22 protein-coding genes are annotated in these 23,821 nt (G+C 68.9%); 10 read left to right on the top strand and 12 right to left on the bottom strand.

The window, feature by feature from the left end:
• Positions 1-13: 13 nt before the first annotated feature.
• Genes IPK85_11395 through IPK85_11385 form a run of 3 tightly spaced genes read right to left on the bottom strand, consistent with a single transcriptional unit; the run spans position 14 to position 2,452 of the window.
• On the bottom strand, positions 14-1,171 hold the full coding sequence (locus tag IPK85_11395; protein ID MBK8247988.1) for a PDZ domain-containing protein: 1,158 nt from the start codon (positions 1,169-1,171) through the stop codon (positions 14-16).
• 11 nt (positions 1,172-1,182) lie between these two features.
• Complete coding sequence (locus IPK85_11390; protein MBK8247987.1) at positions 1,183-1,905, bottom strand: hypothetical protein; 723 nt, start codon at positions 1,903-1,905, stop codon at positions 1,183-1,185.
• Positions 1,880-2,452, bottom strand: coding sequence for a sigma-70 family RNA polymerase sigma factor (locus IPK85_11385; protein MBK8247986.1), 573 nt, complete (start codon positions 2,450-2,452; stop codon positions 1,880-1,882). The genes IPK85_11390 and IPK85_11385 overlap by 26 nt, the downstream gene beginning before the upstream one ends.
• Before the next feature lie 295 nt (positions 2,453-2,747).
• On the opposite strand from IPK85_11385, the gene IPK85_11380 reads away from it, so the two are divergent.
• Together IPK85_11380 and IPK85_11375 are read left to right on the top strand one after the other, a co-directional pair.
• A complete protein-coding gene (locus tag IPK85_11380; GenBank protein MBK8247985.1) occupies positions 2,748-4,250 on the top strand; it encodes a serine hydrolase in 1,503 nt (500 codons plus the stop codon).
• Between the two features lie 86 nt (positions 4,251-4,336).
• Positions 4,337-4,681: a DUF59 domain-containing protein gene (locus IPK85_11375; GenBank protein ID MBK8247984.1), complete on the top strand. Its 345-nt coding sequence runs from the start codon at positions 4,337-4,339 to the stop codon at positions 4,679-4,681.
• Position 4,682: 1 nt separating this feature from the next.
• Here IPK85_11375 and IPK85_11370 read toward each other — a convergent pair whose 3' ends face one another.
• Together IPK85_11370 and IPK85_11365 are read right to left on the bottom strand one after the other, a co-directional pair.
• A complete protein-coding gene (locus IPK85_11370) occupies positions 4,683-6,296 on the bottom strand; it encodes a family 10 glycosylhydrolase (protein ID MBK8247983.1) in 1,614 nt (537 codons plus the stop codon).
• Entirely contained in the window at positions 6,289-7,464 is a 1,176-nt protein-coding gene (locus IPK85_11365) for a ribonuclease D (GenBank protein ID MBK8247982.1), read from the bottom strand. Before IPK85_11365 ends, IPK85_11370 begins: the two co-directional genes overlap by 8 nt.
• Positions 7,465-7,528: 64 nt before the next feature.
• On the opposite strand from IPK85_11365, the gene IPK85_11360 reads away from it, so the two are divergent.
• On the top strand, positions 7,529-8,476 hold the full coding sequence (locus IPK85_11360) for a pyridoxal-phosphate dependent enzyme (GenBank protein ID MBK8247981.1): 948 nt from the start codon (positions 7,529-7,531) through the stop codon (positions 8,474-8,476).
• Positions 8,473-9,267 (top strand): alpha/beta fold hydrolase, encoded by a 795-nt coding sequence (locus IPK85_11355; GenBank protein MBK8247980.1) that lies wholly within the window; start codon positions 8,473-8,475, stop codon positions 9,265-9,267. Before IPK85_11360 ends, IPK85_11355 begins: the two co-directional genes overlap by 4 nt.
• A 1-nt stretch (position 9,268) precedes the next feature.
• Here the strand turns inward: IPK85_11355 and IPK85_11350 are convergent, their stop codons facing one another.
• Positions 9,269-9,991, bottom strand: coding sequence for an HAD family hydrolase (locus IPK85_11350; protein MBK8247979.1), 723 nt, complete (start codon positions 9,989-9,991; stop codon positions 9,269-9,271).
• A 5-nt stretch (positions 9,992-9,996) separates the two neighbouring features.
• The gene (locus tag IPK85_11345; GenBank protein MBK8247978.1) at positions 9,997-10,260 is read right to left on the bottom strand and encodes a ferredoxin family protein; all 264 of its coding nucleotides are present in this window, start codon (positions 10,258-10,260) and stop codon (positions 9,997-9,999) included.
• 164 nt (positions 10,261-10,424) lie between these two features.
• Between IPK85_11345 and IPK85_11340 the strand changes: the two genes are divergently transcribed.
• Genes IPK85_11340 through IPK85_11330 form a run of 3 tightly spaced genes read left to right on the top strand, consistent with a single transcriptional unit; the run spans position 10,425 to position 15,457 of the window.
• Entirely contained in the window at positions 10,425-10,895 is a 471-nt protein-coding gene (locus tag IPK85_11340) for a (2Fe-2S)-binding protein (protein ID MBK8247977.1), read from the top strand.
• On the top strand, positions 10,892-13,249 hold the full coding sequence (locus IPK85_11335) for a xanthine dehydrogenase family protein molybdopterin-binding subunit (GenBank protein MBK8247976.1): 2,358 nt from the start codon (positions 10,892-10,894) through the stop codon (positions 13,247-13,249). The genes IPK85_11340 and IPK85_11335 overlap by 4 nt, the downstream gene beginning before the upstream one ends.
• Positions 13,250-13,306: 57 nt before the next feature.
• Positions 13,307-15,457: a PQQ-dependent dehydrogenase, methanol/ethanol family gene (locus tag IPK85_11330; protein ID MBK8247975.1), complete on the top strand. Its 2,151-nt coding sequence runs from the start codon at positions 13,307-13,309 to the stop codon at positions 15,455-15,457.
• Positions 15,458-15,463: 6 nt separating this feature from the next.
• Here the strand turns inward: IPK85_11330 and IPK85_11325 are convergent, their stop codons facing one another.
• The 5 genes from IPK85_11325 to IPK85_11305 all read right to left on the bottom strand — a co-directional run bounded on the left by IPK85_11325 (position 15,464) and on the right by IPK85_11305 (position 21,054).
• Positions 15,464-17,083 (bottom strand): peptide chain release factor 3, encoded by a 1,620-nt coding sequence (locus IPK85_11325; GenBank protein ID MBK8247974.1) that lies wholly within the window; start codon positions 17,081-17,083, stop codon positions 15,464-15,466.
• Positions 17,084-17,137: 54 nt separating this feature from the next.
• Positions 17,138-17,806 carry a hypothetical protein gene (locus tag IPK85_11320; GenBank protein ID MBK8247973.1) on the bottom strand — a complete coding sequence of 223 codons (669 nt, stop codon included), beginning with the start codon at positions 17,804-17,806 and terminating at the stop codon, positions 17,138-17,140.
• A gap of 9 nt (positions 17,807-17,815) precedes the next feature.
• Positions 17,816-20,014, bottom strand: coding sequence for an Ig-like domain-containing protein (locus IPK85_11315; GenBank protein MBK8247972.1), 2,199 nt, complete (start codon positions 20,012-20,014; stop codon positions 17,816-17,818).
• A 114-nt stretch (positions 20,015-20,128) separates the two neighbouring features.
• The gene (locus tag IPK85_11310; protein MBK8247971.1) at positions 20,129-20,437 is read right to left on the bottom strand and encodes a YhbY family RNA-binding protein; all 309 of its coding nucleotides are present in this window, start codon (positions 20,435-20,437) and stop codon (positions 20,129-20,131) included.
• Positions 20,434-21,054 carry a M23 family metallopeptidase gene (locus IPK85_11305; GenBank protein MBK8247970.1) on the bottom strand — a complete coding sequence of 207 codons (621 nt, stop codon included), beginning with the start codon at positions 21,052-21,054 and terminating at the stop codon, positions 20,434-20,436. Before IPK85_11305 ends, IPK85_11310 begins: the two co-directional genes overlap by 4 nt.
• A gap of 81 nt (positions 21,055-21,135) precedes the next feature.
• Here IPK85_11305 and IPK85_11300 point away from each other — a divergent pair, with 81 nt between their 5' ends.
• From IPK85_11300 to IPK85_11290, 3 genes are read left to right on the top strand one after another with little or no spacing between them, the layout of a single operon-like run.
• Positions 21,136-21,588, top strand: coding sequence for a hypothetical protein (locus tag IPK85_11300; protein MBK8247969.1), 453 nt, complete (start codon positions 21,136-21,138; stop codon positions 21,586-21,588).
• Between the two features lie 41 nt (positions 21,589-21,629).
• Positions 21,630-22,595 carry a xanthine dehydrogenase family protein subunit M gene (locus IPK85_11295; GenBank protein ID MBK8247968.1) on the top strand — a complete coding sequence of 322 codons (966 nt, stop codon included), beginning with the start codon at positions 21,630-21,632 and terminating at the stop codon, positions 22,593-22,595.
• Positions 22,596-22,621: 26 nt separating this feature from the next.
• Positions 22,622-23,716, top strand: coding sequence for a zinc-binding dehydrogenase (locus IPK85_11290; protein MBK8247967.1), 1,095 nt, complete (start codon positions 22,622-22,624; stop codon positions 23,714-23,716).
• Positions 23,717-23,821 lie beyond the last annotated feature (105 nt).

Below are 23,821 nucleotides of genomic sequence, written 5' to 3'. Positions count from 1 at the left end.
CGGGACGCGGCGCCTACCACTTCAAGGTCAGCGTCTCACCCTTCTTCTGACGCACGACCTGCAGCTTCAACTCGCGCGAGGCGGAGCGTTCCATCAGCTGCACGAGCGTGGCCGGTGATGCGATGGGACGGCCGTCCACCGAGACGATCACGTCACCCGCGACCAACCCTGCCTGGGCCCCCAGCGAACGACGCGCGACTTCGGCGACAAACACCCCGCGTTCCACGCCAGTCAGCGTGGCGATGCCTTCGTTCACTGGAACGAGCTGGGTCCCGGCCAGCAACCGAGCGGAGGACCCCGCGATGAAGGTGAACCCCGAGGGGCCCTGCGACGGCCGCATGGTGGCCACCGGGGCAGGCTCCTCGCTGCCCGAAGAAATCGTGAACGGATTCTGGCCCGCAGCGGTCCGTCGGCCATCCGGCGTCGTGACCACAAAGGTCACCGTGTTGCTGCTGGGCGCCAGCGCGCGCGCGATCAGGTCGTCTTCCCAACCACAACTGGGCCGAAAGTCGGCCGGGCGAGGTTCAATCAGCACCGTCACGGTGCGGGTGTCGGTCCCGCGCTTGAACCGCACGGGCACGCGTGTCCCGGGGCGCAACAGCTCGTGCAGGGCGATGACGGCGTCGGACAACTCTCGCCCGCCTAACGACAAGAGCAGGTCGCCGCGGCGCAGCCCGGCCTTTTCGGCCGGAGAACCCGGCTCCACGGTCTCCACCTCCGGCGGCCGACGCACGGCCATCAATACCCCGTCCGGCGTGGCGTCCATGGTGTAGTCGCCGTTGAAGGCGATGCCAAGCCACCCTTCGGCCATCTGCGTTCGCGCACAGAGTTCTTCCAGCTGTCGGCGCAGCGACCCGCGCGAGACATCCAGGGACGACAGTTCGTTCTCCACCAGCCGCAAGCGCGCCAGCACCTGCCCCCGTTGCACCTCCGGCACCGTGGTGGATCGCAAGGACTGCTGCAGCTGCTGCCGGGTGCCCGTGAGGACCATCACGCGCTGCTGCTGGCCCACGAGGAGACGCGCGAGCCGCTCGACCTGCTGTTCAAAGGGCGTCGAGGCGCGAATGACGGTCACGCGCAGGGAGTCCGCCTGTGCCCACACCGGCGCGGGGACGCCGAACCCAGCCACCGCCAGCGCCGCCACCGCGGGGAGCACCCGCCTGGGGGACATGTTTCCCATCACTAGAACCGTCCCACGCGCACGCCAACCGGCAGCGTGGAACCGAGCCGCCGGATCGCCACCTCTCGCGCGTTCATCGTGGCCATGAAGTACTGGTTCAAGATCGGATCTTCGGGGGCGTCGGTGAGCGCCTGCTCAAAAGTCTCCGACGCCATGTCGAGGGCCGCAAGCCGCGTGCGGTACTGCTCCGACGCCCCAAATGCGGACGTCGTGTCGTGAGCGGAAAGCCACGACGCTGCCTCGTCGTACTGGCGCTGCGCCTGTTGCAACTGCGCGAGCGCCGACTCCGGCGAATCGAAGCTCCGTTCGGTGGCGCCCGCCGGGAGTACCGCGGTGGCATGCGCGATGACCGGGGCCGCTCCCCCCGCGACGGCCTGCGCCAGCGGCATCCCGGCGGACCACCGACCCGCGACCGTGCCTGAGGCGACCAGCACCGCCGCGGCAGCCGCACGTTGCATCCAGCGCACGCGACGCACGCGACGGGAGCGCACCGCCGGACTCGTGATCAGCCCTTCGGCATCGAGCTGCGCGCGCATGCGGTCCCAGTCCGTAAGGGCGGGGGCGATCCGCCGACGTTCATCGCGCGCCGCCGCCACCAGGCGACGATACGCGGCAAGGTCGGACGCACAGGACGGACATTCGGCCAGATGCTCACGCTCGAACGGCGTGGGCGCCTCGTCCGCCAGCTCAGCCAAACGCTCAATATCCGGGTGCAGCTTGCTCATGGTCCCTCGACGAAAGTCCTTCTACCAGGTGGCCGAGCATGCGACGCAAGCGCGCGCGTGCCTTGAACAACTGCGACTTCGATCCGCCGGCCGTGATCCCCAGCTCCCTGGCAATCTCCTCGTGTGTGTACCCCTCAACGTCGTGCATGACGAACACGGTCCGCGCCCCCGGTGACAACCTCGCAGTGGCCTCCTGGATGCTCTCCATCACCAGGGTCCCCTCCACCGTCTGCTCGACCGCCGCCGTGTCCTCCTCAATCCCCGTTTCCAATTTCTCCAGCCGCCGCGTCCGCCGCAGCGCATTCAACGTGCGGTTCACCGCGATGCGGTGGGCCCACGTGCCAAACTGCGACTCCCCGCGATAGGACGGCAACGCCCGGAAGATCTGGATCCACACTTCCTGGGCGATGTCCGCCGCCGTCTCCGGGTCCCCAACCAGGCGTCGCACCACCGCGTCGATATGGGGCGCATGCTGCGACCACAGACGACGCATGGCCTGTTCATCGCCGTCGACGGCGCGTTGGATGAGTTGCTGGTCGGTGGCCATGGGGTTCTGTAAAGATCAGTCACGGCCGAGCCGATGGAAGGTTTACCTCGGGGCCGTCCCAATGCATCAACGGTCCAGCTCGCCTCGCGGATTCGTCCTCCGTAGGGGGCAGATCGCCCTCCACCGCACCGAGACGAATCCCACCACTCCCGGCCAAACTACATGAGACGTCACCACCGAACTTGCGCTGCTGCAACAATATGCGCCATCTTGGGGTAGCTGACACCCGACCGGCCACTTGCGTGGCAGGAGCTTTGCTCGTCTACTGGGTCAGAATCATCGCCCTGTTTGCCCTGTGATCACTTCCCTCTCGCTCATCCTCATCGCTGCCGCAGCACCCGACCGACTCCCGGTCAGGGCGCCGCGGGACGTTGGCATGTCGGCCGAGCGACTCGCCAACATCGATCGGGTCGTGCGACGTGGCATTTCAGAGGGCGGGTACCCCGGGGCGGCCGTTGTCGTCGGACGGCGTGGTGCCGCTGCCCTGCAACGCGGGTATGGCAAACTGGGCTGGACCGCCGGGAGCCCTCTCGTGGACCCGGAGGCGACCATCTACGACCTTGCCTCGCTGACCAAGGTCGTCGGGACGACCACCGCGGCGATGATCCTGTACGACGAGGGGCGACTCGACCTCGACGCCCCCGTGTCGCGATACCTCCCTGAGTTCACGGGAGCCAACAAAGATCGCGTCACCATCAGGCACCTGTTGACTCACCACGCCGGCCTGCCGGCGGGAAAACAGCTTTGGCGTCAGGCTCTTAACCGGGCCGAAGCACGACAAATCGTGCTGGGATCGGAACTCGTGTGCGAGCCCGGTAAGTGCTTCATCTATTCCGACCTCGGCGCCGACGTCCTCGGCTGGGTCGTGGAAGCGGCGGCTGGCCAGGGACTCGACCAGTTCCTGGACGCGCGCGTCTTCGCGCCGCTCGGGATGCAGGACACCCGATTCAACCCGGCGCCAGCGCTGCGAGATCGTGTGGCGCCCACCGAAGTCTCGCCGCCGCGCGGGTACCCGCTGCGTGGAGAGGTACACGACGAAAACGCCTTTGCGCTCGGCGGAATCGCCGGTCACGCCGGGCTCTTCTCTACAGCGGCGGACCTGGCAGTCTTCGCCGAGATGATGCTCAACGGCGGCGTGTACCAGGGCGTGCGCATTGTGAGTGATTCCGCCGTGGCGCGATTTACCGCACGGGCGGCTGGCTCGCGCGCGTTGGGATGGGACACGGCCGACGGAGATGGTGGCTCCGGGACGTACCTCTCGGAGCGCGCCTACGGTCACACCGGATTTACTGGCACCTCCATGTGGATTGATCCGGATCGCGACATGTTCGTCATCCTCCTGACGAACCGGGTCCACGCGGCCCGTGCGCGTCGACCGGCAAAGGTGATCTCGGACGTCCGGGCCGACCTGGCCGACGCCGCAGCGCTCGCGGTGGTTGATGGCCTGGACGAGGTTCCGCTGATGCCGGCGTCGTTCCGTGCCGATCGGGCAGATGGCTGGAATCCGGCGGCTCGACGCCGCCGCTCGAGCCGCAGCCGCAAGGCGACTCCCCCACGGCCGACCAAAGCGACCACGACGCGCGCCAAGGCCACTCCGACCAAGGCGAAAGTGTCGAGCCGCAGCGGCAGCACATCGTCCACCGCCAAGCCGCCGGCCGCTGGGAAGGCGAAGGCGCCGAGTGCGTCGAGGACAAAGGCGCCAACGGTGTCCACCGGAAAGACTCGAACGCCGACCGCGAGAAAGCCGGTGGCCAAGAAGGCGACCTCCGCGCGCACGCCCGGCGCCACGCGCTCCTAGCCGCGCCCTCGGAGTGTTCCCTCAGGCCGGGCTCCCTTTCGGCCCCCAATTGTGTTTCACCCCATTCCCGGTGATTTTCCTCGGGTATGGAATCTCCTCCGCCAGTTGAACCACCCACGCACCCTGCCGACGGCACCTTGAGTGCCGACGCGGTGCGTATCGCGCTTCGGCGCGTCAAGGACCCCGAACTGAACCTCAACATCGTCGACCTGGGTTTGATCTACGAGGTGGCGGTCGACGGGTCGGACGTGCGGGTGGACATGAGTCTCACTTCCCCGGGATGCCCGTCGGGGCCCGAGATCATGGGTGAGGCGGAGCGCGAGGTGAAGACCGTGACCGGTGTCGGAACGGCGACGATCAACCTGGTCTGGTCCCCGCCGTGGACCCCTGATCGGATCGAGCCTCGGGTCCGCGCGTACCTCGGCTTCTGACCTAACGAGGCACGATCCGGGCCGTGCTTTCCTGCCCGGAACGATCGACGGCACTTACGGTTATCGCCGTTGGGTAGGCGCCTGCCGGATCGACCGCGAGGCGCACGACCTCTCGATCCGCGTCGACGACCTGAACGCGCCACCCGTCGGGATAGGACGCGCGCACCACCCACCATCGCGGATCATTCGCCGCGAGGATTGGCGGTGCCGGGGTGCGCGCCCGCGTGGCATCCCGGCTCACCGGGGGGGCCGGCGCGGGACGCACGGTCGGGGGCACGATGCGCTGCACGCGCAACTCGATCCCCTCCGGAAGGACGCGAACGGCCGCCGCCGGGACGGAAACCGCCCCGCGACTCAACCATGGTGCCGGCGGCACGAGCGCGGGTTCGGCGTACGGACCGGCCGCGAGACGGTCATTGAGGCGATCGGTCGAGTACACGAAGGCGTTCATCGGAAAATGGACGTTCCCGCTGGCCTCACCGAGTTGGCGGCGTGTTTCCTGGAGCTGGGAAAACACCTCCGCCACCGGCCAGGTCGTGCGTCCGCGCGCGGATGCACGTCCTGTGTAGTTTCCCGGCCAGACGTGCCGTTGCCTCGTGTTTTCCGCGCGCCACCAGGCGAGAAGGTCGCCGTAGGGCTGCCGCGGCGCGGACACCTGCCAGTAGAGCTGCGGGGTGAAGTAGTCGACCCACCCCTCATTGAGCCAGCGGCGCGAATCTGCGTACAGCTTGTCATAGGCATCAAACCCGCTGACCGACGCCGGATGCCCGGGACGCCAGATCCCAAACGGTGAGATGCCGACCCTGACCCACGGCTTGACTGCCTTGACCGAGTCGTACAGCTCGCGGATGAGGTCGTCGACATTCTTGCGACGCCAATCGTTGCGGCCGAGGGTGCCCCCGCCACGCCGATAGCGGTTCCAGGACCTGGCGTCGGGAAAGGGAATTTCCGCCCCGCGACGGTTCCGTTCGGGATAGGGGTAGAAGTAGTCATCCATATGGACGCCGTCGACGTCGTATCGTCGGACGACATCGAGGACCACATCCCGAGTGCGCTTGCGTACGCCGGGTTCCCCCGGGTCCATCCACCCATAGGGTCCATACCGATGGTTCCATGCTGGGGCTGCGCGGCTGACGTGACTTGCTGCCGCGGGCCCACGATCGGCGGGGTGGCGCGATCGGTAGGGATTGAACCAGGCATGCAACTCCATGCCGCGCGCATGGGCTTCGGCGATGGCGAAGGCCAGCGGGTCCCACAACGGCTGGGGCGCGCGCCCCATCGCCCCGGTCAGGAAATACGACCAGGGCTCGAGGCGCGAGCGATACAACGCATCGGCCGAGGGACGCACCTGGAAGACGATGGCGTTGAGCCGGACGCGTTGCGCGGCATCGAAGAGGGCGCGGAGTTCCGCCTGTTGTTGCGCGACCGGCAGTCCCGGCTTTGACGGCCAGTCGATGTTGTCCACCGTCGCCAGCCAGGCGCCGCGAAATTCGCGCGCCAGCGGCGGGGCGACGCTATCGCCGGTTGGGGGTGCATAGAGGTCGCCCCGCCTCCACTCCTGGGCACCGCTGGATGTGGCAAGGAGAGCGGTGAGGAACCAGCCGGCCCTACGCATCCCGGTACGGCGACGACCCGCCGCGCAACACGCGCACGAACTCCTCGCCGAGGACCTCCAACTGCCAACGGCGCAACTCGGGCAACTCCTCCAGGTCGCGCACGTGCACGGGCGCACGGCGCACCACGGCCTCCATGCGCTCCCGCGAACACAACACGCCGGGATCCAGTTCGAGCCGATGGGCAGCGGCATCGCGCACCTGCCTGAGGCGTCCGACCTTGTCATCGAACTCCGGATCCTTGTCCCAGCGCGGTGCCCGGGGGAATCTCGGCAACTCGCCCTCGGGAACCGCGTTGGCGCGCGCCAGCGCGTCGATCACCTCGCGACCGCGGGCGTCGGCGAGGCGCGGGTTCATCCCCTTGATCGCCGCCAGCTCGGCGGGTCGCGTCGGGTCGCGGCGCGCCACCTCAAGCAGTACCTCGTTGGAGATCACGCGGAAGGTGCTCCGATCGAGCCCGCGAGCCACCTCATCGCGCCACGGGACCAGCTCGCGCAGGCGCGCCAGTTCGCGCCGCGTGAGGTCGCGGGCTCCTTTCACGCGCATCCAGGCCGTCGACGCGTCCTCCGGCTCCCAGCGGGTTCCTTCCAGGCGCTGGAATTCTTCCTGGGCCCAGTGCCATCGTCGCTTGGATTCGAGCGCCTGGCGGAGTCGCTGGCTGAGTCCGAGCAGGTGGCGGGTGTCCTGGGCGGCGTAGTCCAACATGTCCGCTGACAGCGGCCGCATGGACCAGTCGGCGCGTTGGTGCTTCTTGTCCAGCTTCACGCCGAAGTACTCATCGAGCAGCGCGGCCAGGCCAAACGCCTTGATCCCCAGCAGCTGCGCCGCCACCCGCGTGTCAAAGATGTTCGTGACGCGCCATCCGTAGTCCTGATGCAGGAGTCGCAGGTCGTAGTCGGCATCGTGAAAGACGACCTCCACGGCCGGGTCCTCGAGCAAGCGGCCCAGCGTGGCAAGGCCGGTCACGCGCAGGGGATCGATGATCGCGTGTTCGTCCGCCGTCGACAGCTGGAGCAGGTAAATGCGGTCGACGAACCGGTGGTAACTGGCGCCTTCGGTGTCGACGGCGAGCGTGCGCGCGCCGACAAGCCCCGTGAGAAATCGCTCGGCGGCCTCCGGCACATCGAGGTAGGTGGCGCTGGACGAGGCCGGGAGCTTTGATGGGGTCACGAGGCGGGGCTGGATGGCGGACGGCACCGTAACTTAGCCGTGTCCACCTCCCGATCACACGCGCATGACGACCCCGAGATCGCAGTTCGAACGCGCCCTCGCGGGGCGCCCCCGAGCTCCCATCGGCGTGCGCCCATCGCCGGTGGAGGCATGGGTGATGGACGGCGCAACGCTGTGGGTGAAGCGCGACGACCTCAACGCCGACCAGTGCGGCGGAAACAAGGCGCGTGCGTTGCAGTTTCTCCTCGGCACGGTACGTCCCGGGTCGGACCTGGTGACGGTGGGCGGCGAGGGGTCGACCCACGTCCTCGCGACGGCCACTCACGGTGCGTCGCTGGGCATGGCGACGCATGCCAACCGATGGCATCACGAGATGAATCCCGTCGCCCACCGCGTCAGTGCGGCCATCACAGCGCGGTGCGTAGCGGCGCCGATTTCGCCGTCCCCGGCGCTCGCAATGCTGGGCGCCGGCTGGCGCCGCGTGCGTCATCGCAGTCACTGGATCCCGTTCGGGGGCACGTCGCCCCTCGGAATGCAGGGGCACGTGGAGGCAGCCATCGAGCTGGCCGACCAGGTCACGGCCGGGCAGCTCCCGGCGCCCAAGCGGGTCTACGTCGCCCATGGAACCGGGGGGACGGCCGCTGGCCTGGCCTTGGGTTTCGCGCTGGCGGAGATGCCAACGGCGGTGGTCGCTGTGCGCTGCGGTCCGTCGGCGGGACATGAGGGCTGGTGGCTGCGACGCCTGGTTCTCCAGGCCGCACGTGCGGCGTCCCTTCCGGCCGCCGTGGCGCGCTCCGCGTCGCTGGTGGTCGATCACATGGCGTATGCCGGCGCATACGGTCGGCCCAATCCGGCGGCCGTGGCAGCCGCGGCCCAGGTGCGCGCGTCCCACGGTGTGCTACTCGACGACACGTACGCGGCGAAGGCATGTTATGCGGCCGTACGGGCTGGCCTTCAGGCCGGCCCCCCGGTGCTCTTCTGGCACACCTTCGACGCCCGCTGGATGACATGATCGCATGGATCGGAGGACGCGAAACCGGCCTGGATGATGAGGGACAGGGCGACCCGGTCGTTTTTCTGCACGGGTTTCCGCTCCGTCGATCGATCTGGAACGCCCAGGTCGCCGCCCTCTCCGACCGCGCGCGATGCATTGCTCCCGACCTGCGCGGTTTTGGGGAGTCGGCCGCGTTGCCCCCGTACACCATGGACCAGTATGCGGACGACGTCGCCGAGCTGCTGGACCACCTGCAGGTAGAGCGCGCCGTCGTCTGTGGCTTGTCGATGGGAGGATACGTCGCGTTCGCCCTCTGGCGACGACACGCTCACCGAGTGCGCGGCCTCGTGTTGATGGGGACACGCGCCGGAGCAGATGTCGCCGCGGGCGCGCAACGTCGGCGGCAACTCCTCGACATTGCCGCGGAGCGCGGCAGTGGCGGGATCGCCGACCAGATGATGCCCGGGATGCTGGGCAAGACGACCCGTGAGCGCAACCCGAGCCTTGGCGACTCCGTGTACGCCATGCTGGAGGCCGCCCCGGTCGCGGGCTCCACCGGGGCGCTGCAGGCGATGCTGCATCGCCCGGACTCAACGGACACGTTAGGCACCATCAATGTGCCGACCCTCATTGTCGTCGGGGACGAAGACGTCCTGACTCCCGTTGCCGAATCCGAGGCGATGCACGCCGGCATTCGCGGCAGTCACCTGGAGGTCATCTCGGGAGCCGGGCACCTCGCCAACATCGAGCGACCCGCCGCGGTGAACCACGTGCTCGGCGAGTTCCTCGCCTCGCTGCACCTGACCTGACTCAGGCGGCGTTCAGGAGGTAATCGGCGAGGGCACCGAGGGAACGCGCGACAAACTCCGCGCGACTGTCGCCGGCGTCACGCACCGCATCGAGCCGGACGGCCCGCATCCCGAAGGCCAGCGCACCACCGACGTCGGTGCGCTCGTTGTCCCCCACGTGCAGGGTGTGTTCCCGCGGCACGCCTAACGTGTCGAGGGCGGCCCGGAAAATCTCCGGGCGCGGCTTGGCGAAGCCCACATCCATCGAGTAAATGGTCGCGGTAAACGCCGAGCGCAGCCCATCCTGGGCCAGCAGGGCGTCCTGTGCGCGTCCACTGGCGAACCCGGTGTCCGACACCACGGCGAGGCGATACACCGTCGAGAGCCTCGCGATGGCGTCGCGCGCCCCCGGCAACAGGGGCGCCGGCACGTCGACGAGCGTCTGGTCGATCACCGCGGCCGCCGCTTCCATGGCGTCGTGGGAGACCGGCGTCGGCGTGGGGATGGCCGCGCACAACCAGCGAATGCGATCGACGGTGTGGTAGCCGCGGTGTTCGTCCCGCCACCAGCGATGGGCCTCGGCTGCAGACGCGGTGTAGAGGTCGTCAAACGCCGGGCGGGTCAGCGTACTACCGTGCGCAACCACCAAATGCCAGAGCGCCTCCCGCCGGCGCACCACGCGCTCGGGCTCGGAGGCGCCCGCGTAGATCGTGTCCCAGTAATCGAGGGTGATCGCGCGCAGCACGGGGCTCAGCGCGTCGGCCGCCCCGGGGGATTCGCCCCCTTGAAGATGTCCCGATTGATCTGGATGTACTCGCGCTGCGCGGCCGGCACGTCTTCCTCGGGGAAGATCGCCGTGACGGGACACTCAGGTTCGCACGCCCCACAGTCGATGCACTCGTCGGGGTGGATATAGAGCATGTCCGGCCCCTCGTAGATGCAATCCACGGGGCAGACGTCGACGCAGGACTTGTCCTTGGTCGACTTGCAGGCTTCGGTAATGACGTAGGGCATGAGGCGGGCTGGAGAACGGTCAGTGCAAAACTATGGCGTCAGACGAGGCAGGTGAAGCCACCACCCTTTCGGACGAATGTCCCGCCGGGGCGGCAACGCTCGGAGGGCCCGCAAGTGACTGCGGCGACTGGACTTTCCCCCTATCGCGCCCTTAGTTCCGCCCCATGCGACTTGTCGTGAACGGCCGAGCGCGGACCCTGCAGCCCGAGCCCGGCGAGACCTTGCTGGAGACGCTGCGCGACCGCCTCCACCTCCGCGGGACCAAGGCGGGATGCGAACAGGGTGAGTGCGGCGCCTGCACGGTCCACATCAACGACAGGCCGGCGTACAGCTGCCTCGCCCTGAGCTGCGGGCTCGACGGGGCTGCCGTCACCACCATCGAGGGGATTGCCTCAGGTGACGCCCTCCACCCGGTCCAGGCGGCGTTTGTCGACTGCGATGCGGTGCAATGCGGATACTGCACGCCCGGCCAGGTGATGTCGGTGATCGCGCTGCTGCAGCGCCATCCTGACCCGACGGACGAGCAGATCCGCGAGGCGATGGCGGGCAACCTGTGTCGGTGTGGTACGTACCCGAAGATCGTCGCGGCCATTCGCCAGGCCGCGGTTGCTCTCCGCGCGGCGCCGGCGTCATGAGCGACGGCGAGCGCCGGTTCATCACGACCTCGGTGGAGGTCGAGGGCCGATTTGAGAATCGTGTGGTGGAGGTCCCGGGGCACGAGGCCGCACCCTGGGGTGCCGATGCCGAGTTGCACGTGGTCGGCCGATCGGTTCCGCGCATGGATGCTCGGCAAAAGGTGACGGGGTCAGCGACCTTCACGGCGGATCTGCTCCTGCCGGGGATGCTGCACGCGGCCTTTGTCCGTGCGCCGATCGCGGCAGGGCGCATCACACAGATCGACCCCGCGGCCGCCCTGGCCATCGAGGGTGTGCTCGAGGTCTTCACGGCCGAGCAGCTGCCGCGCCCCATCAAGGTGGCGGGTGCGCCGCTGCTATCATCGCAGGTTCGTTACGCCGGGCAGCCGGTGGCGGTGGTGTGTGCGGAGACCGCGCGTGGCGCACGCTTGGGGGCACGGGCGGTGGCGCTCGCGTACGAGGCGACCGAGGCCGTCCTGACCCCGGGCGCGGCGCGCGCCGCCGGGGCCCCGACCATCCGACCGACCGGCAACGTGCTTGGCGGCGCCCCGACGGTGACTACGCGCGGCGACGTGGACGCAGCCTTTCGTGACGCCCTGATGGTGGTGGAGGAGTCGTACGCGACGGCGAGCCAGCTGCACACGGCACTGGAGCCGCACGGCGCCGTGGCCCAGTGGGAGGGCGACCGGGTCACCATTTGGGAGTCCACCCAGGGGGTGTTCCGCGTGCGCGCGGAGGTCGCGCGCGCGTTAGGCGTGTCCACGTCGCGCGTGCGCGTCATCAAGGAATACATGGGTGGGGGGTTCGGCGCCAAGAACAACGCCGGCCCGCACACGGTCCTCGCGGCCCTGCTGGCGCGTCGTCATGCGCGGCCGGTCCGCTGCGTGCTCGACCGATTTGGCGAGCAGGTGGACACGGGGCATCGTCCGGCCTCGGCGACGCGCGTGCGGATGGCCGCCGACGGTGATGGCCGCTTGCAGGCGATCGAGGCGTGGTGCGAGGTGCCGTTAGGCGTGGAGGGGTGGGCGGCGTCGGTGGCTGCGATCTTCCACGAGATGTACGCGTGCCCCAACGTGCGGACGACGGAAGCCTTTGTGTACGTGAACGAGCAGGCGATGCAGGCGTTTCGCGCACCCGGACATGCGGAGGGCGCGTTTGCGCTGGAGCGCACGATGGACCTGCTGGCCGGCCGACTGGGGATGGACCCGCTCGAGCTGCGGATGCGGAACTTCGCGGCGCGAGACGAAGCGCGGCAGCGCGCGTATTCGTCCAACGGGCTGCTGCAGTGTTATGCGGAGGGGGCGGCGCGCTTTGGGTGGGCGGAACGCGAGATGCGGAGAAATGCTGGGGTTGGGGATGGAATGGTTGCGGAGGGGGCGGCCGCCGATGGCATCTTGAAATCGGGGGGGGGCCCCCAGCGCCTTCGGGGGTTTGGCATGGCCTCCCAGGTGTGGGGGGCCGGCGGCGGCCCTCCCGCCTATGCGACCGTCCGCCTCAACGCCGACGCCTCGGTGGACGTCCTCTCCGGCACCCAGGACCTCGGCACCGGCGCCCGCACCGTGCTCGCCCAGGTGGCCGCGGAATCGTTAGGCGCCCGCCTGGAGGATGTGCGCGTCATCCTCGGTGACACCGAGCGCACCCCGTACGCGGGTAACAGCTGGGGCTCCATGACCACCGCCTCCGTCGGGCCGGCCGTCCAATCCGCCGCCGATGAGGCCCGCCTCAAGCTCCTCGACGCCGCCGCTGAGCTCCTCGAGTGTCACCCGGGCGACCTGGTCGCGCGCGACTCCGCCATCACCACTCGCGACGGGGCGCGGCGCCTCACCTTCGCCGAGGTCACGCGCAAGTTGGGCAACGTCATGATCATGGGCCAAGGCAGCCGCGGCCCGAACACCCAGGACATGGGGATCATGAGCTTTGGCGTGCAGTTCGCCGAAGTCGACGTCGAACCAGACACCGGGCACGTTCGCGTGCTGCGTATCGTCGCTGCCCACGACGTCGGTCGCGTCATCAACCCGCTGCTGGCCGGGAGCCAGCTGGAGGGCGGGATCCTCCAGGGGATGGGGTTCGCCCTGGGTGAGGAGCGGCTCGTGGACGCCCACACGGGCCGGCCGGTCAACCCAACCATCCATGACTACAAGCTGCCGACGATCGCGGATGCGCCGCTGATCGATGCCTTCTGCATCAACTCGGTCGACCAGGCCGCCAATCCCATTGGCGCGCGCGGACTGGCCGAGCCACCGGTCATCCCCACCGCCCCCGCGATCGCGAACGCGGTCGCGGACGCCCTCGGCGTCGCAGTCAACCACCTGCCCCTGACTCCGTGGCGGGTGATCGCGAGCCTGCGCGCCTGACCTTGCCGTTCGCGGGGATTGCTGGAGAATAACCCGCACTCCGACGTCCGAGTTTTCATGCGCTTCACCCTGGTTCCATTCAGCACCCTGCTCGCGCTGGCCGCAGCGTGCAGCCGTCCCCAGACGCCCGGAGCGGTCGACCGGGAGCGCCTGCTGCGTGACGACGAGCCGGGCCAGTGGCTCGCGTCCGGCCGAAGCTGGCGGGCGGACCGCTTCTCTCCGCTCGCCACGATTCACGAGCGCAACGTCGACTCGTTAGGCATCGCCTGGGAGTACGAATTCCGCTCACATCGCGGGCGGGTGGAGCACGGGCAGGAATCCACCCCCGTGATCGTGGACGGCGTCGTCTACATCAGCGGTCCCTGGGGCACCGTCGCCGCCGTGGACGCCGCGACCGGCGCCGAGCGGTGGCGCTACGACCCCGCCGTGGATGGCGCCTACGGGCGACGCGCCTGCTGCGGCGTCGTGAACCGGGGCCTCGCCGTCTGGCAGGGGCTGGTCTACGTGGCCACCCTCGACGGCTTTCTCGTCGCCCTCGACGCCGCCACCGGCCGTGAGGCCTGGCGCACCGACACGTTCACCGACCGTACGCGCAGCTACACCATCACCGGTGCACCAATCATCGCCGGCGACGTCGTGGTGATCGGCAACTCCGGTGGCGAATACGGGGTCCGCGGATACATCTCGGCCTACAACTGGAAAACTGGCGCCCTCGCGTGGCGCTTCTACACCGTCCCCGGGGACCCGGCGAAGCCGGTCGAGCACCCCGAGATGACCACCGCCGCAGCCACGTGGGATCCGAAGTCCGACTGGGCCTCCGGCCTCGGTGGCACCGTGTGGGGCGAGATGGCCTACGACCCCACCCTCAACCTGCTCTACGTCGGCACGGGCAACTCCTCGCCCTACCCCATCTGGTTCCGCAGCCCCAGCGGCGGCGACAACCTCTACCTCGTCTCCATCCTCGCCATCAACCCGTCCACGGGACAGCTGGCGTGGCACTACCAACAGGTGCCCTCTGAGATCTGGGACTACACCGCCACCTCCAACTTCATCCTCGCCGACCTCCCCATCGGCAAGGTGATCATGCAGGCCCCGAAGAACGGGATCTTCTACGTGCTGGACCGCGCCACGGGTCGCTTCATCTCGGGGACCCCGTTCGTTCACGTCAACTGGACGACCGGGATCGACTCGGTCACGGGCCGACCAGCCCTCAACCCAGCGGCGGACTATCGCGATGGACCGGCCCTGATCTTCCCGAGCCAGGCCGGAGGCCGCAACTGGCAACCCATGGCGTTCAGCCCGAGCACCGGACTCGCGTATTTCGTCGCGCTCGAGGAAGGGATGGTGATGTGGAGCGACACGGCCTACGCATGGCGAGCAGGCCAGGTCAACATGGGGGCATCCGCTGCACTGGGTGTCGTCCCACCGGCTATTCCCGGCGCTACCAGCGCGCAGATGGCGCGGCTACGCGCCGAAGTGGCGCGCCACCCGGCGCCCACGCCCCAGACCTACCTGGTCGGGTGGGATCCCGTCGCGCGTCGTGCGCGGTGGCGACGCCCGCTGGGCAACACCGAGATGGAAGGCAGCATGCTCGCGACCGCCGGCAACCTCGTCTTCACGGGGACCGCGGACGGACGGCTGCTCGCGCTGAGCGCGGACTCCGGCATCACGCGGGGCGAGTGGAACGTGGGGACCGCTATCCTCGCCGCACCGGCAAGCCATGAGGTCAACGGCGAGCAGCATGTCACCGTGCTCGCCGGGTACGGCGGCGCCCTCTCCCCTGCCCTCCCGCCCAGCAGCGCGCCGTACCGGTACCAGAACTACGGCCGACTGCTCTCCTTCAAACTCGGCGGCTCGGCGCCACGCCTCCCGCCGGCCGCGACCACTGACACGACGCCGGCTCCGCCAGCGCTTCCGGAGCTGGCCAGTGCGGATCCCGCGCGCGGCGAGGCGCTCTACTTTCGGTACTGCTTCATGTGCCACTTTGGACGGGGAACCGCGCCCCGCTCCGCCTATCCCGACCTGCACCGCATGACCGCGGCGACCCACGCGCGCTTCGACGACATCGTCCTGAGGGGAGCGCTCCGGGACGCCGGCATGGCACCGTTTGACGACGTGCTGACGGCGGAGGAGGCACGCCACCTCCACGCGTTCATCCTGCGCGAACAGGCCAAGCTCAGGGCGGAGGAGCAGCGCGCGCGAAAGTAGGAGGCGTTACGGCGCGGCCTCGTGGAAGGTCAGCGCCGTCTCCCGGTCCAGGACCCACTTGAGACCCCAGGTGTCCTCGAACAGGATGAGCGGGGCGCCGTTCGCATCGTAGAGGATGCTGCGCCCGCGTTCGCGGCCCACACGTTCGATCTCCGCGGCCGGGCCGACCACCCACCGCGGGTACCGCCCGCCGATCTTCTCCAGCCGACAGCGCACACCGTACTCGTGCTCGAGACGATGCAGCATCACGTCGAACTGCAGCATCCCGACAGCCCCGATGATCGGCGTCGGTCCGGACACCTCGGTGGGCGAGGTGAAGAACACCTGCGCCGCCCCCTCTTCGGTGAGCTGCCGCAGGCCGGCATCCAACTGTTTGCGCTTCATCGGGTCCAGCAACACGACGCGGGCAAAGTGCTCGGGGGGAAATCGCGGCACCCCGCCGAACTCCAGCACCCCCTCCTCCGACAGCGTGTCCCCGATGCGCAGCATCCCCCGATCGACCACGCCGATCACGTCGCCAGGCCAGGCCTCCTCCACCGCGATGCGTTCGCGCGCCATGAACTGCTGCGGCGTCGCCAGGCGAAATCGCTTGCCGGTACGCACGTGCGTCACTTCCATCCCGGCCGTGAACTGCCCCGAGCAGATCCGGGCGAAGGCAATGCGGTCGCGGTGTCGAGGATCCATGTTCGCCTGGATCTTGAAGACAAACCCCGTGAAGCGCGGCTCGGTGGGCGCGATGGTGCCGGCCGAACTCTCCCGGGCGAGGGGCGGGGGGGCCAGATCCAGGAACTCCCGGAGGAACGGCTCGACCCCGAAGTTCGTCAGCGCGCTCCCGAAGAACACCGGCGAGAGTTCACCCCGCAGGATCGCCTCCCGGTCGAACGGGTGTCCGGCCGCATCGAGCAACTCCACGTCGTGCCGTAGCTGGGCATACACGGCCTCGCCCAGCTTGTCTCGCGTCTCCGGCGCGTGGAGGGCGAGCACCTCCTCGGCGGCGCGCTTCGCCCCGTGATGATCGCCGCGATCAAAGAGATGCAGCCGATCGAGCCGCCGGTCGTAGACGCCAATGAACGCATTGCCATCAAAGACCGGCCAGGTCACGGGGTGACACATGATCCCGAGGTCAGCCTCCACGTCACTCACGATCTTGAGCGACTCTTCGCCCACCCGGTCACACTTGTTGACGAAGGTGAAGATCGGGGTCCGGCGCTTCTTGCAGACTTCGAAGAGCTGACGCGTCCGTTCCTCAACCCCCTTGCGGTTGTCCAGCAGCATGACGGCGCTGTCGGCGGCGACCAGGGTGCGGTACGTGTCTTCGGAGAAGTCTTCGTGCCCCGGCGTGTCGAGGAGGTTGATCGCGTACCCCTCGTACTCGAACTGCATGACGCTCGAGGTGACCGAGATGCCGCGTTCCTGCTCGAGTTTCATCCAGTCCGAGGTCGCATGCCGGGCGGCCCGCCGCGACTTCACCGATCCGGCCAGGTGAATTGCCCCGCCATAGAGGAGCAGCTTCTCGGTCAGGGTCGTCTTCCCGGCGTCCGGGTGACTGATGATCGCGAAGGTCCGGCGGCGGGCGACTTCGGCGTCGAGGGTGCGTTGGGTGGCAGTGGACATCGCGCGGAACATAACGACGTCCTGCCACCCATCGGTCCCCAGCCGGCGGACGGCCGCCGGCGTCGCCTACGGTCGCAGGCTGAGGCCGACGGTCAGCAACAGGTCGCCCTGCCGTTGGATCTGCGGCACGATCCCCCGCGTGGGCAGTTTGGCCTGGTCCACCGTGCTCGCCAGGTATCGCGCCTCGACATGGATATCCAGCGGGCCACCCGGTCCGCCGCGCAGACCGAAGCCGAAATCACCCATGGGCCGCCACTGGTTCGCGTCCGCCCCGAGGTCAAAGCGATACCCCTTCATGCCGCCGCCCAGCCGAATCGTGGGCTCAAGTCGCCCGAGAATGCCGCCAGGAACGGCCAGCAGCAGCCCTCCGGTTGCACCCATGACGGTCACCCGGTCGCTGGCGCCGGTGATGTCCGACCGCAGCGACGCCCCGTGGGACACCTGCGAGAAGGCGGCGAGGCCCCCTCCGTAGATGGCGATGCGGCGCGTGACGTCAAACGACACGTCCGCCGTGAAGGCCGCCCCGCCACCCAGCGTCGTACTCGCCCCACTGGCGCCAATGATGATAGCGTTTCGCGCCGCCCACGGCCCCACCGAGGCGGTGAAGCGCCACGGATCGGGTTGCGTACTCGCCGCTGCCGACGGAGCGGCCTGGCCCCAGGCGACCTGTGGCACACCCATCACCGCGATGGTCATCGCCACGGCACGCGCCAGGATCGAGAATCGTCGTGTCATTGGTGTGCGCTAGTTGATGGTGATCGAACCGGTGGTCGCCGTCGTGAGACCACTGCCAGTGATGTTGAACGTGCGGGCGCCAGCGACACCGGTCACGTTCACCGTGAAGGTGACCGCGCCCGTCGAGAGCGTGTTGACGGTCGTCACGCCATTGAGCGTCCCACCGCCCGTCGCGATCGCGACGGTGAGGGGCACCCCGGCCAACGACACGGTGCCCCCGGCCGAGTTACGCAGCTCCACCGTGAAGCTGAAGTTCGTGCCCAGCGTCTGTGGCGATGTGGGCGGTCCGGTGATGACAATCGCAGTCGCGGCATCGGCGGTGAACGTCAGGGGATTCCCGGTGATGCCACTCCCGGTCACGGTCGCACTCAACGTGTTGGGCGACCCACTCCCCAGGGTCCAACTTCCGACAGCAGCCTCACCGGCCGCATCGGTCGTTTGCGTCGCCCCACTCACCGTCCCACTTCCCCCGGTGACGGCGAAGGTGACCGTGGCACCACTCACCGCGTTTCCAGCGGCATCGGTGACCCGGACCTTTGGCGGCGTCGCCACGGGCGACCCCGCGATTCCCGCCTGGTTGTTCCCGCTGACGATCACCACGTTCGCGGCCGGCCCTGCAGTGCCAGTCGCCGTGAAGGTCACGCTCGGGAGCCCCGCCGCGTTGGCCACGACCAGGTTGGTGCCAACCGCGGTGCCCAGGGTCCAGGAGGTCAGGGTCGCGACCCCGCTGGCGTTCGTTGTGGCCGGCGAACCGACCACCGCACCACCGCCGGCAGTGACCCCGAAGGTGACCTGGATGCCAGGCACCGGATTGCCCGCGAGGTCACGGACGATCACGCTCGGCGGGGTGGCCACCGCCGAGCCTGCGGTCGCACTCTGCACGAGCGGAGCGTTCGCCACCATCGAGACGGCGGCGCCAGCCAGACCCGTCGCCGTGAAGGTGACCGCCGGCAGGCCCGTGCTCGACGCGGTCATCGTGTTGGTCCCCGGCGCGGTGCCGAGGAACCAGGCACCTACCTCCGCCGTGCCGGTGGCATCTGTCGTCTGGCGCGCGCCCACGGCGGTCCCACCGCCGGAGGTGACGCTGAACGTCACGATAATTCCCGGCAGCGGATTGCCATTGGCGTCTTGAATCACCACCGAGGGCGCAATGGCCAGCGGCCGCCCAGCCTGCGCGCTCTGGTTGTTCCCGGTCACGAGGGTCATCGTCGCGGCCGCACCGGCCGCGCCCGTCGCCTGGAAGATCACCGGCGGGAGCGTGCCCGCCGTGGCGGTCACCTGGTTGGGCCCGGCCGTGGTGCCGAGCAGCCAGCTGCTCGCCGTCGCCACCCCCTGGGTGTTGGTCAGGAGGGCCTGAGGGCTGACCGTGCCCCCGCCGGCGGTCACCGTGAAGTTCACCGCAACGTTAGGCACCGGGTTGCCACCGGCATCGGTCACCTTGATGGACGGTGGGGCAGCGACCGCGGTGCCAGCCGGCGCCACCTGCGCGACAGCCGAGGCCGCCGCGACGGCCGCCGCCGCGCCCGGCGTGGCAATCGCCGTGAACACGATCGGGTTGTTGGCCACCCCGCCTTCCTCGACGCGCGCCGTCAACGTGTGGTTGCCGGCGGTTTGCCCAAGCACCCAACTTCCGACGGCGGCAACTCCCTGGCTCGACGTCCGCGCGACGGCCCCTGTTGTGGTCCCGCCACCCGTCAGGACCGTGAAGGTGACCGCCACCCCTTCCACCAGGTTGCCAAACGCGTCCACCACGCGCACGGCCGGCACGATAGGGACGGGGCTCCCGACACTCGCTGTTTGGGTGATACCCCCAACCGCCGTGACGGTCGCCGCACGCCCGGCCGACCCGGTCGCCGTGACGGAGGTCGAGACATTCGCCCCGGCACTCGCGGTGAGGGTGTTGGCGCCGATCGTCCGCGACAAGGTCCAGCGCGTGCGGGCGACGCCCGACGCATCGGTGGTCGCACTCGCCGGATCCACCGCGCCGCTTCCGGACGCCCCGAACGTCACGCTGACGCCGGCCAACGGCTGGTTGCCGGCGTCCAGCACGCGAAACTCGATCCGGTCCGCCAGTGCGGTCCCAGCGACACCTGTCAGGCCACTGGCCGACAAGGCCGTCACCCGGGCCGCGCCCAACGCGGCACTTGCCGTGGTCTCCCCACAGGCGGCCAGCACAGCGAGGGCCAACGCCCCCAGGCTTCGTGTCATCCTCACGGTTGTTTCCCCCGTCTTGGGTCCAGGAACCTTCCACTGCCTGACGAGCAGAATAGCCGTCGCGCTGCTAAATGCAACCGGGCTCGACCGTGCGCCCGCCTCGGCCCCCTAGGCGCGGCGCCAGGGTGGGACGAGCCGTGGCTTGGCCCACAACTCCGGTGCGTGGCGATACAAGGTCACCTTGCGCCCGATCACCTGGATCACCTCGGCACCTAACGCCGTGGCCATGGCGGTCGCGACCGGACGCGGCTCCAGCCCGGCATGGCGCCCGATCGCCACCTTCACCAGCTCATGCGTCCGTAGCGCCTCGTCGATCGTCTGCATCACGGCGTCCGTCGCCCCCGACACCCCCACATGCACCAGGGGATCGAGGTGGTGAGCCTCGGCGCGCAACTCCGCGCGTTCCTTCCCTTTCATGGCGTCCCCCGGTGTAGCGCGGTGAGGTAGGGAAACGGATTGATGGGTTCGCCATCCCACCACCGACCGTCCCCACGGTATTTCATCAACTGGAAATGCAGGTGAGGCGCATTGGGCGGCGCATTGCCCGTGGTGCCCACGTAGCCGAGCACCGTACCCTTCTCGACGCGCCGACCTTCCTTTGTGTCGTCTGCGTAACGATCCAGGTGCGCATAGTAGTAGATGAATCGCTGCTCGTCATCGAGGACGTACACGGTCAGGCCACCCAGCGCATTCGAGCGCACCTTCCACAGCAGCCCGGCGTCCGCCGCAAGCACCGGCGTCCCCCGAGGCGCCATGATGTCCATCGCCGCATGAACACGATCGCCGCGCGCGGCGCGAAAGCTGTCGCGGAGCTGGTCCGGTCGCACCCCGCGGACGGGAACCAGCAGGGCACGCGCCAGGAGGGCCGTGTGGTCGTCAGGGATCACGGCGCGGCCGGCTGTCTCTCCCTCGGGGGGACGCACGTCGGCTGGAAGCTCTCGCCCGGGGACGGGGGCCTGCGGTGGCGGCAGGGGCTGCAGCCCCCGACATCCCCCAGCCAGCACGAGCACGGTCGCGATGACGCGGCGTTTCACCCCACAAATTAAGTCCGGCCGGTACAACTGATGGAACCCCGCCCCCCCCACGCGGTACTGGCAGTGACTCGTCAGGCACCCATGAAAGCACTCCTCGCGTCCCTCGCCTCATTCTCCCTGCTCGGGTGCCTCGCCTTTGTGGCCCCGGACGACCCCGGGTCCACGCGTGACCTGGTGGCGGCCCGGGCCAGATGGAACCTGCACGGCGCCACGGCTTACACCATGCGCGGCAGCGCCCAGTGCTTCTGCATCCTCGGCGGGCGCGAGGTCGAGATTGATGTCGCCGGTGGCCGGGTAACGCGCGTCCGGCTGGTGGACACCGGGGCAGACATCCCCTCCGAGTTCGTCGCATCGTACCGTTCGGTGGAAGAGCTCTTCGATCTGGTCGACGAAGCGATCCGCAGTGGGGCGCATCGCCTCGAGGTCACCTACGACGCGCAGCGGGGATTTCCGACGCAGCTATGGATCGACTGGTCGGATCGCATCGCCGACGAGGAGTATGGGTTCCGGGCGACCGCGCTGACCAATCGCTGACGACCTGTTCGCACGGTGGCACCGGGCGGTAGCTTTGCGCCATGCCCGTGCAGTCATATCACACCCCGGACACCTGGGAAGGCGCCACCGTGGCGCTCGCCCATGATGGCGCCGTTCCCTCCGCCGGTGGGACAGACCTCGTGCCCCTGATGCGGGCCGGCATCACCGATCCGGACGTCCTGGTGGACCTCCGGCATCTCCCCAGCACCGGAACGATCGAAGCGGGCGATGATGGTAGCCTGCGCCTCGGGGCAGCGGTGACCCTGGACGCGCTGGCGCGCCACGAGCTGGTGTGCGCGCGGTTCCCGGCGCTCGCCCAGGCCGCTGCGTCCGTAGGGTCCCAGCCCTTGCGCGATGTGGGCACGTTAGGCGGCAACCTCTGCCAGCATGTACGGTGCTGGTACTTTCGCGGGGACCACCCCTGCTTGCGACGCGGGGGCTCCCACTGCTCCGCAGAGATCGGGGAGAACCAGTACCACGCGATCTTTCGCAGCGGAGCGTGCGTGGTCGCGCACCCCTCTGACTGCGCGGTCGCCCTGGTGGCCCTCGACGCGATGGTACACGTGCGCGGCCCTGCGGGCCAGCGACGGGTGCCTGCGGCGGATTTCCTCGTCCCATCGTCCCAGCGCATGGACAGTGCGACCTGCCTCGGTCCCGGCGAAGTGGTCGAAGCCGTCACCCTCCCCCCTGGCGCCGCGGGCGGGACCCAGCTCTTCCACAAGCAGATGCAACGGGCCGCCTGGGACTTCGCCTTGGTCTCGGTCGCCGCGACCAAGCGGCGTGACGGCGAAGTGCGCCTGGTGCTTGGGGGCGTCGCCAACACCCCGTGGCGGGTCACGACGTCCATCGAGGAGGATGTCGCGTCCGGTGGGTTATCCGACGACGACATCGAGACCCTCGCGCAGCGCGCCCTGTACGACGCGACCCCGCTGGCACACAACGCATACAAACTCGACCTTGCATCTGCGGTGCTCTGTCGCGCGATGGCGAGGTTGTCCCGGGACTGACCGGTTTCACCTCCCATATCGCCGCCATGTTTCGCGCCGCTGTCATGCCTGCGCCCCACCAGGCGCTCGAGATCCGCACCCTCCCACGCCCGCACCTCGACCGGGACGCCGCCCTCCTGCGCGTGCTGTATTCCGAGGTGTGCGGCACCGACGTGCACCTGCACCATGGCCGGCTCAGCGGCGTTCCCTTCCCGATCATTCCCGGGCATGTCTCCGTGGGCGAGGTCGCCGAACTCGGCAGCCCGATCCACGATGTGGAGGGACGTCCGTTCGCCGTCGGCGACCGGGTCACCTTTCTCGACGTGCATGAGACCTGCGGCCGGTGTTATCACTGCCTGGTCACTCGGCAATCCACCCGTTGTCCGCACCGCAAGGTCTACGGCATCACCTACAGCGCCAACGAAGGATTGCTGGGCGGCTGGGCCGAGGCGCTGTGGATGAAACCCGGGGTGCACATGCTGCGCCTCCCAGGCGAACTGGACGCCGAGACGTTTATTGGGGGCGGGTGCGGTCTCGTGACCGCGATGCACGCCGTGGACCGCGGGGAGATCCGGCTGGGGAACAGCGTGGCCGTCCTTGGCGCAGGGCCCGTGGGCCAGTCGATCATTGCGCTGGCGTCCCTCTCGGGCGCCGACCACGTGATTGCGATCGGAGACCCCGCCTCGCGTCTCCAGTTCGCGGAACGCATGGGTGCGACGCACACCCTCGGGCTCGACCTGGACCCGCGCGACCGCGCCCAGGCCGTGAAGGACCTCACGAACGGGTTCGGCGTGGACGTGGTGATCGAGGCGAGTGGCGCCCCGGATGCCGTGTCCCAAGCGTTTGACCTGGTGCGAGACGGCGGGCGCATCGTGGTCTGCGGACACTACACCGACAATGGCGACGTCCGCATCCACCCGCATTGGCAAATCAACCGCAAGCACGTGGAGTTGCGTGGGTGCTGGGGATCGGACTTCTCGCACTTCCATCGCGCACTCAAGGTGGCGGCGAAGCACGGCGCGCGGTTCCCCTGGCGGGAGATGGTATCACGTGCCTATGGCCTGCACGAGGTCAACGAGGCCTTGCAGGCGGTGGAACGCCGCGAGGTGACCAAGGCGCTGATCGTCCCCGGCGGACCGTAGCCCGCATTCCGCCGACGATCGCGGCTCACTTCAGAAGGACAGACCGGGAGGCGGGCAGCGTCTGATTGACGCACACTTCCGTTGACTTATTCGGAATCCCGATCA

The sequence above is a fragment of the Gemmatimonadota bacterium genome, assembly GCA_016712265.1.
In the GTDB taxonomy this organism is placed as follows: Bacteria; Gemmatimonadota; Gemmatimonadetes; order Gemmatimonadales; family Gemmatimonadaceae; genus RBC101.
Note: the sequence above shows the minus strand (reverse complement) of the source record. Positions and strands in the feature narration are given on the sequence as shown.

Coding starts and splice junctions, on each gene's coding strand:
- IPK85_11345 (MBK8247978.1), bottom strand. CDS start 10,260: ATGCCCTACGTCATTACCGAAGCCTGCAAGTCGACCAAGGACAAGTCC.
- IPK85_11340 (MBK8247977.1), top strand. CDS start 10,425: ATGCGACTTGTCGTGAACGGCCGAGCGCGGACCCTGCAGCCCGAGCCC.
- IPK85_11310 (MBK8247971.1), bottom strand. CDS start 20,437: ATGAAAGGGAAGGAACGCGCGGAGTTGCGCGCCGAGGCTCACCACCTC.
- IPK85_11315 (MBK8247972.1), bottom strand. CDS start 20,014: ATGACACGAAGCCTGGGGGCGTTGGCCCTCGCTGTGCTGGCCGCCTGT.
- IPK85_11385 (MBK8247986.1), bottom strand. CDS start 2,452: ATGGCCACCGACCAGCAACTCATCCAACGCGCCGTCGACGGCGATGAA.
- IPK85_11375 (MBK8247984.1), top strand. CDS start 4,337: ATGGAATCTCCTCCGCCAGTTGAACCACCCACGCACCCTGCCGACGGC.
- IPK85_11360 (MBK8247981.1), top strand. CDS start 7,529: ATGACGACCCCGAGATCGCAGTTCGAACGCGCCCTCGCGGGGCGCCCC.
- IPK85_11295 (MBK8247968.1), top strand. CDS start 21,630: ATGCCCGTGCAGTCATATCACACCCCGGACACCTGGGAAGGCGCCACC.
- IPK85_11330 (MBK8247975.1), top strand. CDS start 13,307: ATGCGCTTCACCCTGGTTCCATTCAGCACCCTGCTCGCGCTGGCCGCA.
- IPK85_11290 (MBK8247967.1), top strand. CDS start 22,622: ATGTTTCGCGCCGCTGTCATGCCTGCGCCCCACCAGGCGCTCGAGATC.
- IPK85_11320 (MBK8247973.1), bottom strand. CDS start 17,806: ATGACACGACGATTCTCGATCCTGGCGCGTGCCGTGGCGATGACCATC.
- IPK85_11390 (MBK8247987.1), bottom strand. CDS start 1,905: ATGAGCAAGCTGCACCCGGATATTGAGCGTTTGGCTGAGCTGGCGGAC.
- IPK85_11370 (MBK8247983.1), bottom strand. CDS start 6,296: ATGCGTAGGGCCGGCTGGTTCCTCACCGCTCTCCTTGCCACATCCAGC.
- IPK85_11300 (MBK8247969.1), top strand. CDS start 21,136: ATGAAAGCACTCCTCGCGTCCCTCGCCTCATTCTCCCTGCTCGGGTGC.
- IPK85_11355 (MBK8247980.1), top strand. CDS start 8,473: ATGATCGCATGGATCGGAGGACGCGAAACCGGCCTGGATGATGAGGGA.
- IPK85_11325 (MBK8247974.1), bottom strand. CDS start 17,083: ATGTTCCGCGCGATGTCCACTGCCACCCAACGCACCCTCGACGCCGAA.
- IPK85_11395 (MBK8247988.1), bottom strand. CDS start 1,171: ATGTCCCCCAGGCGGGTGCTCCCCGCGGTGGCGGCGCTGGCGGTGGCT.
- IPK85_11335 (MBK8247976.1), top strand. CDS start 10,892: ATGAGCGACGGCGAGCGCCGGTTCATCACGACCTCGGTGGAGGTCGAG.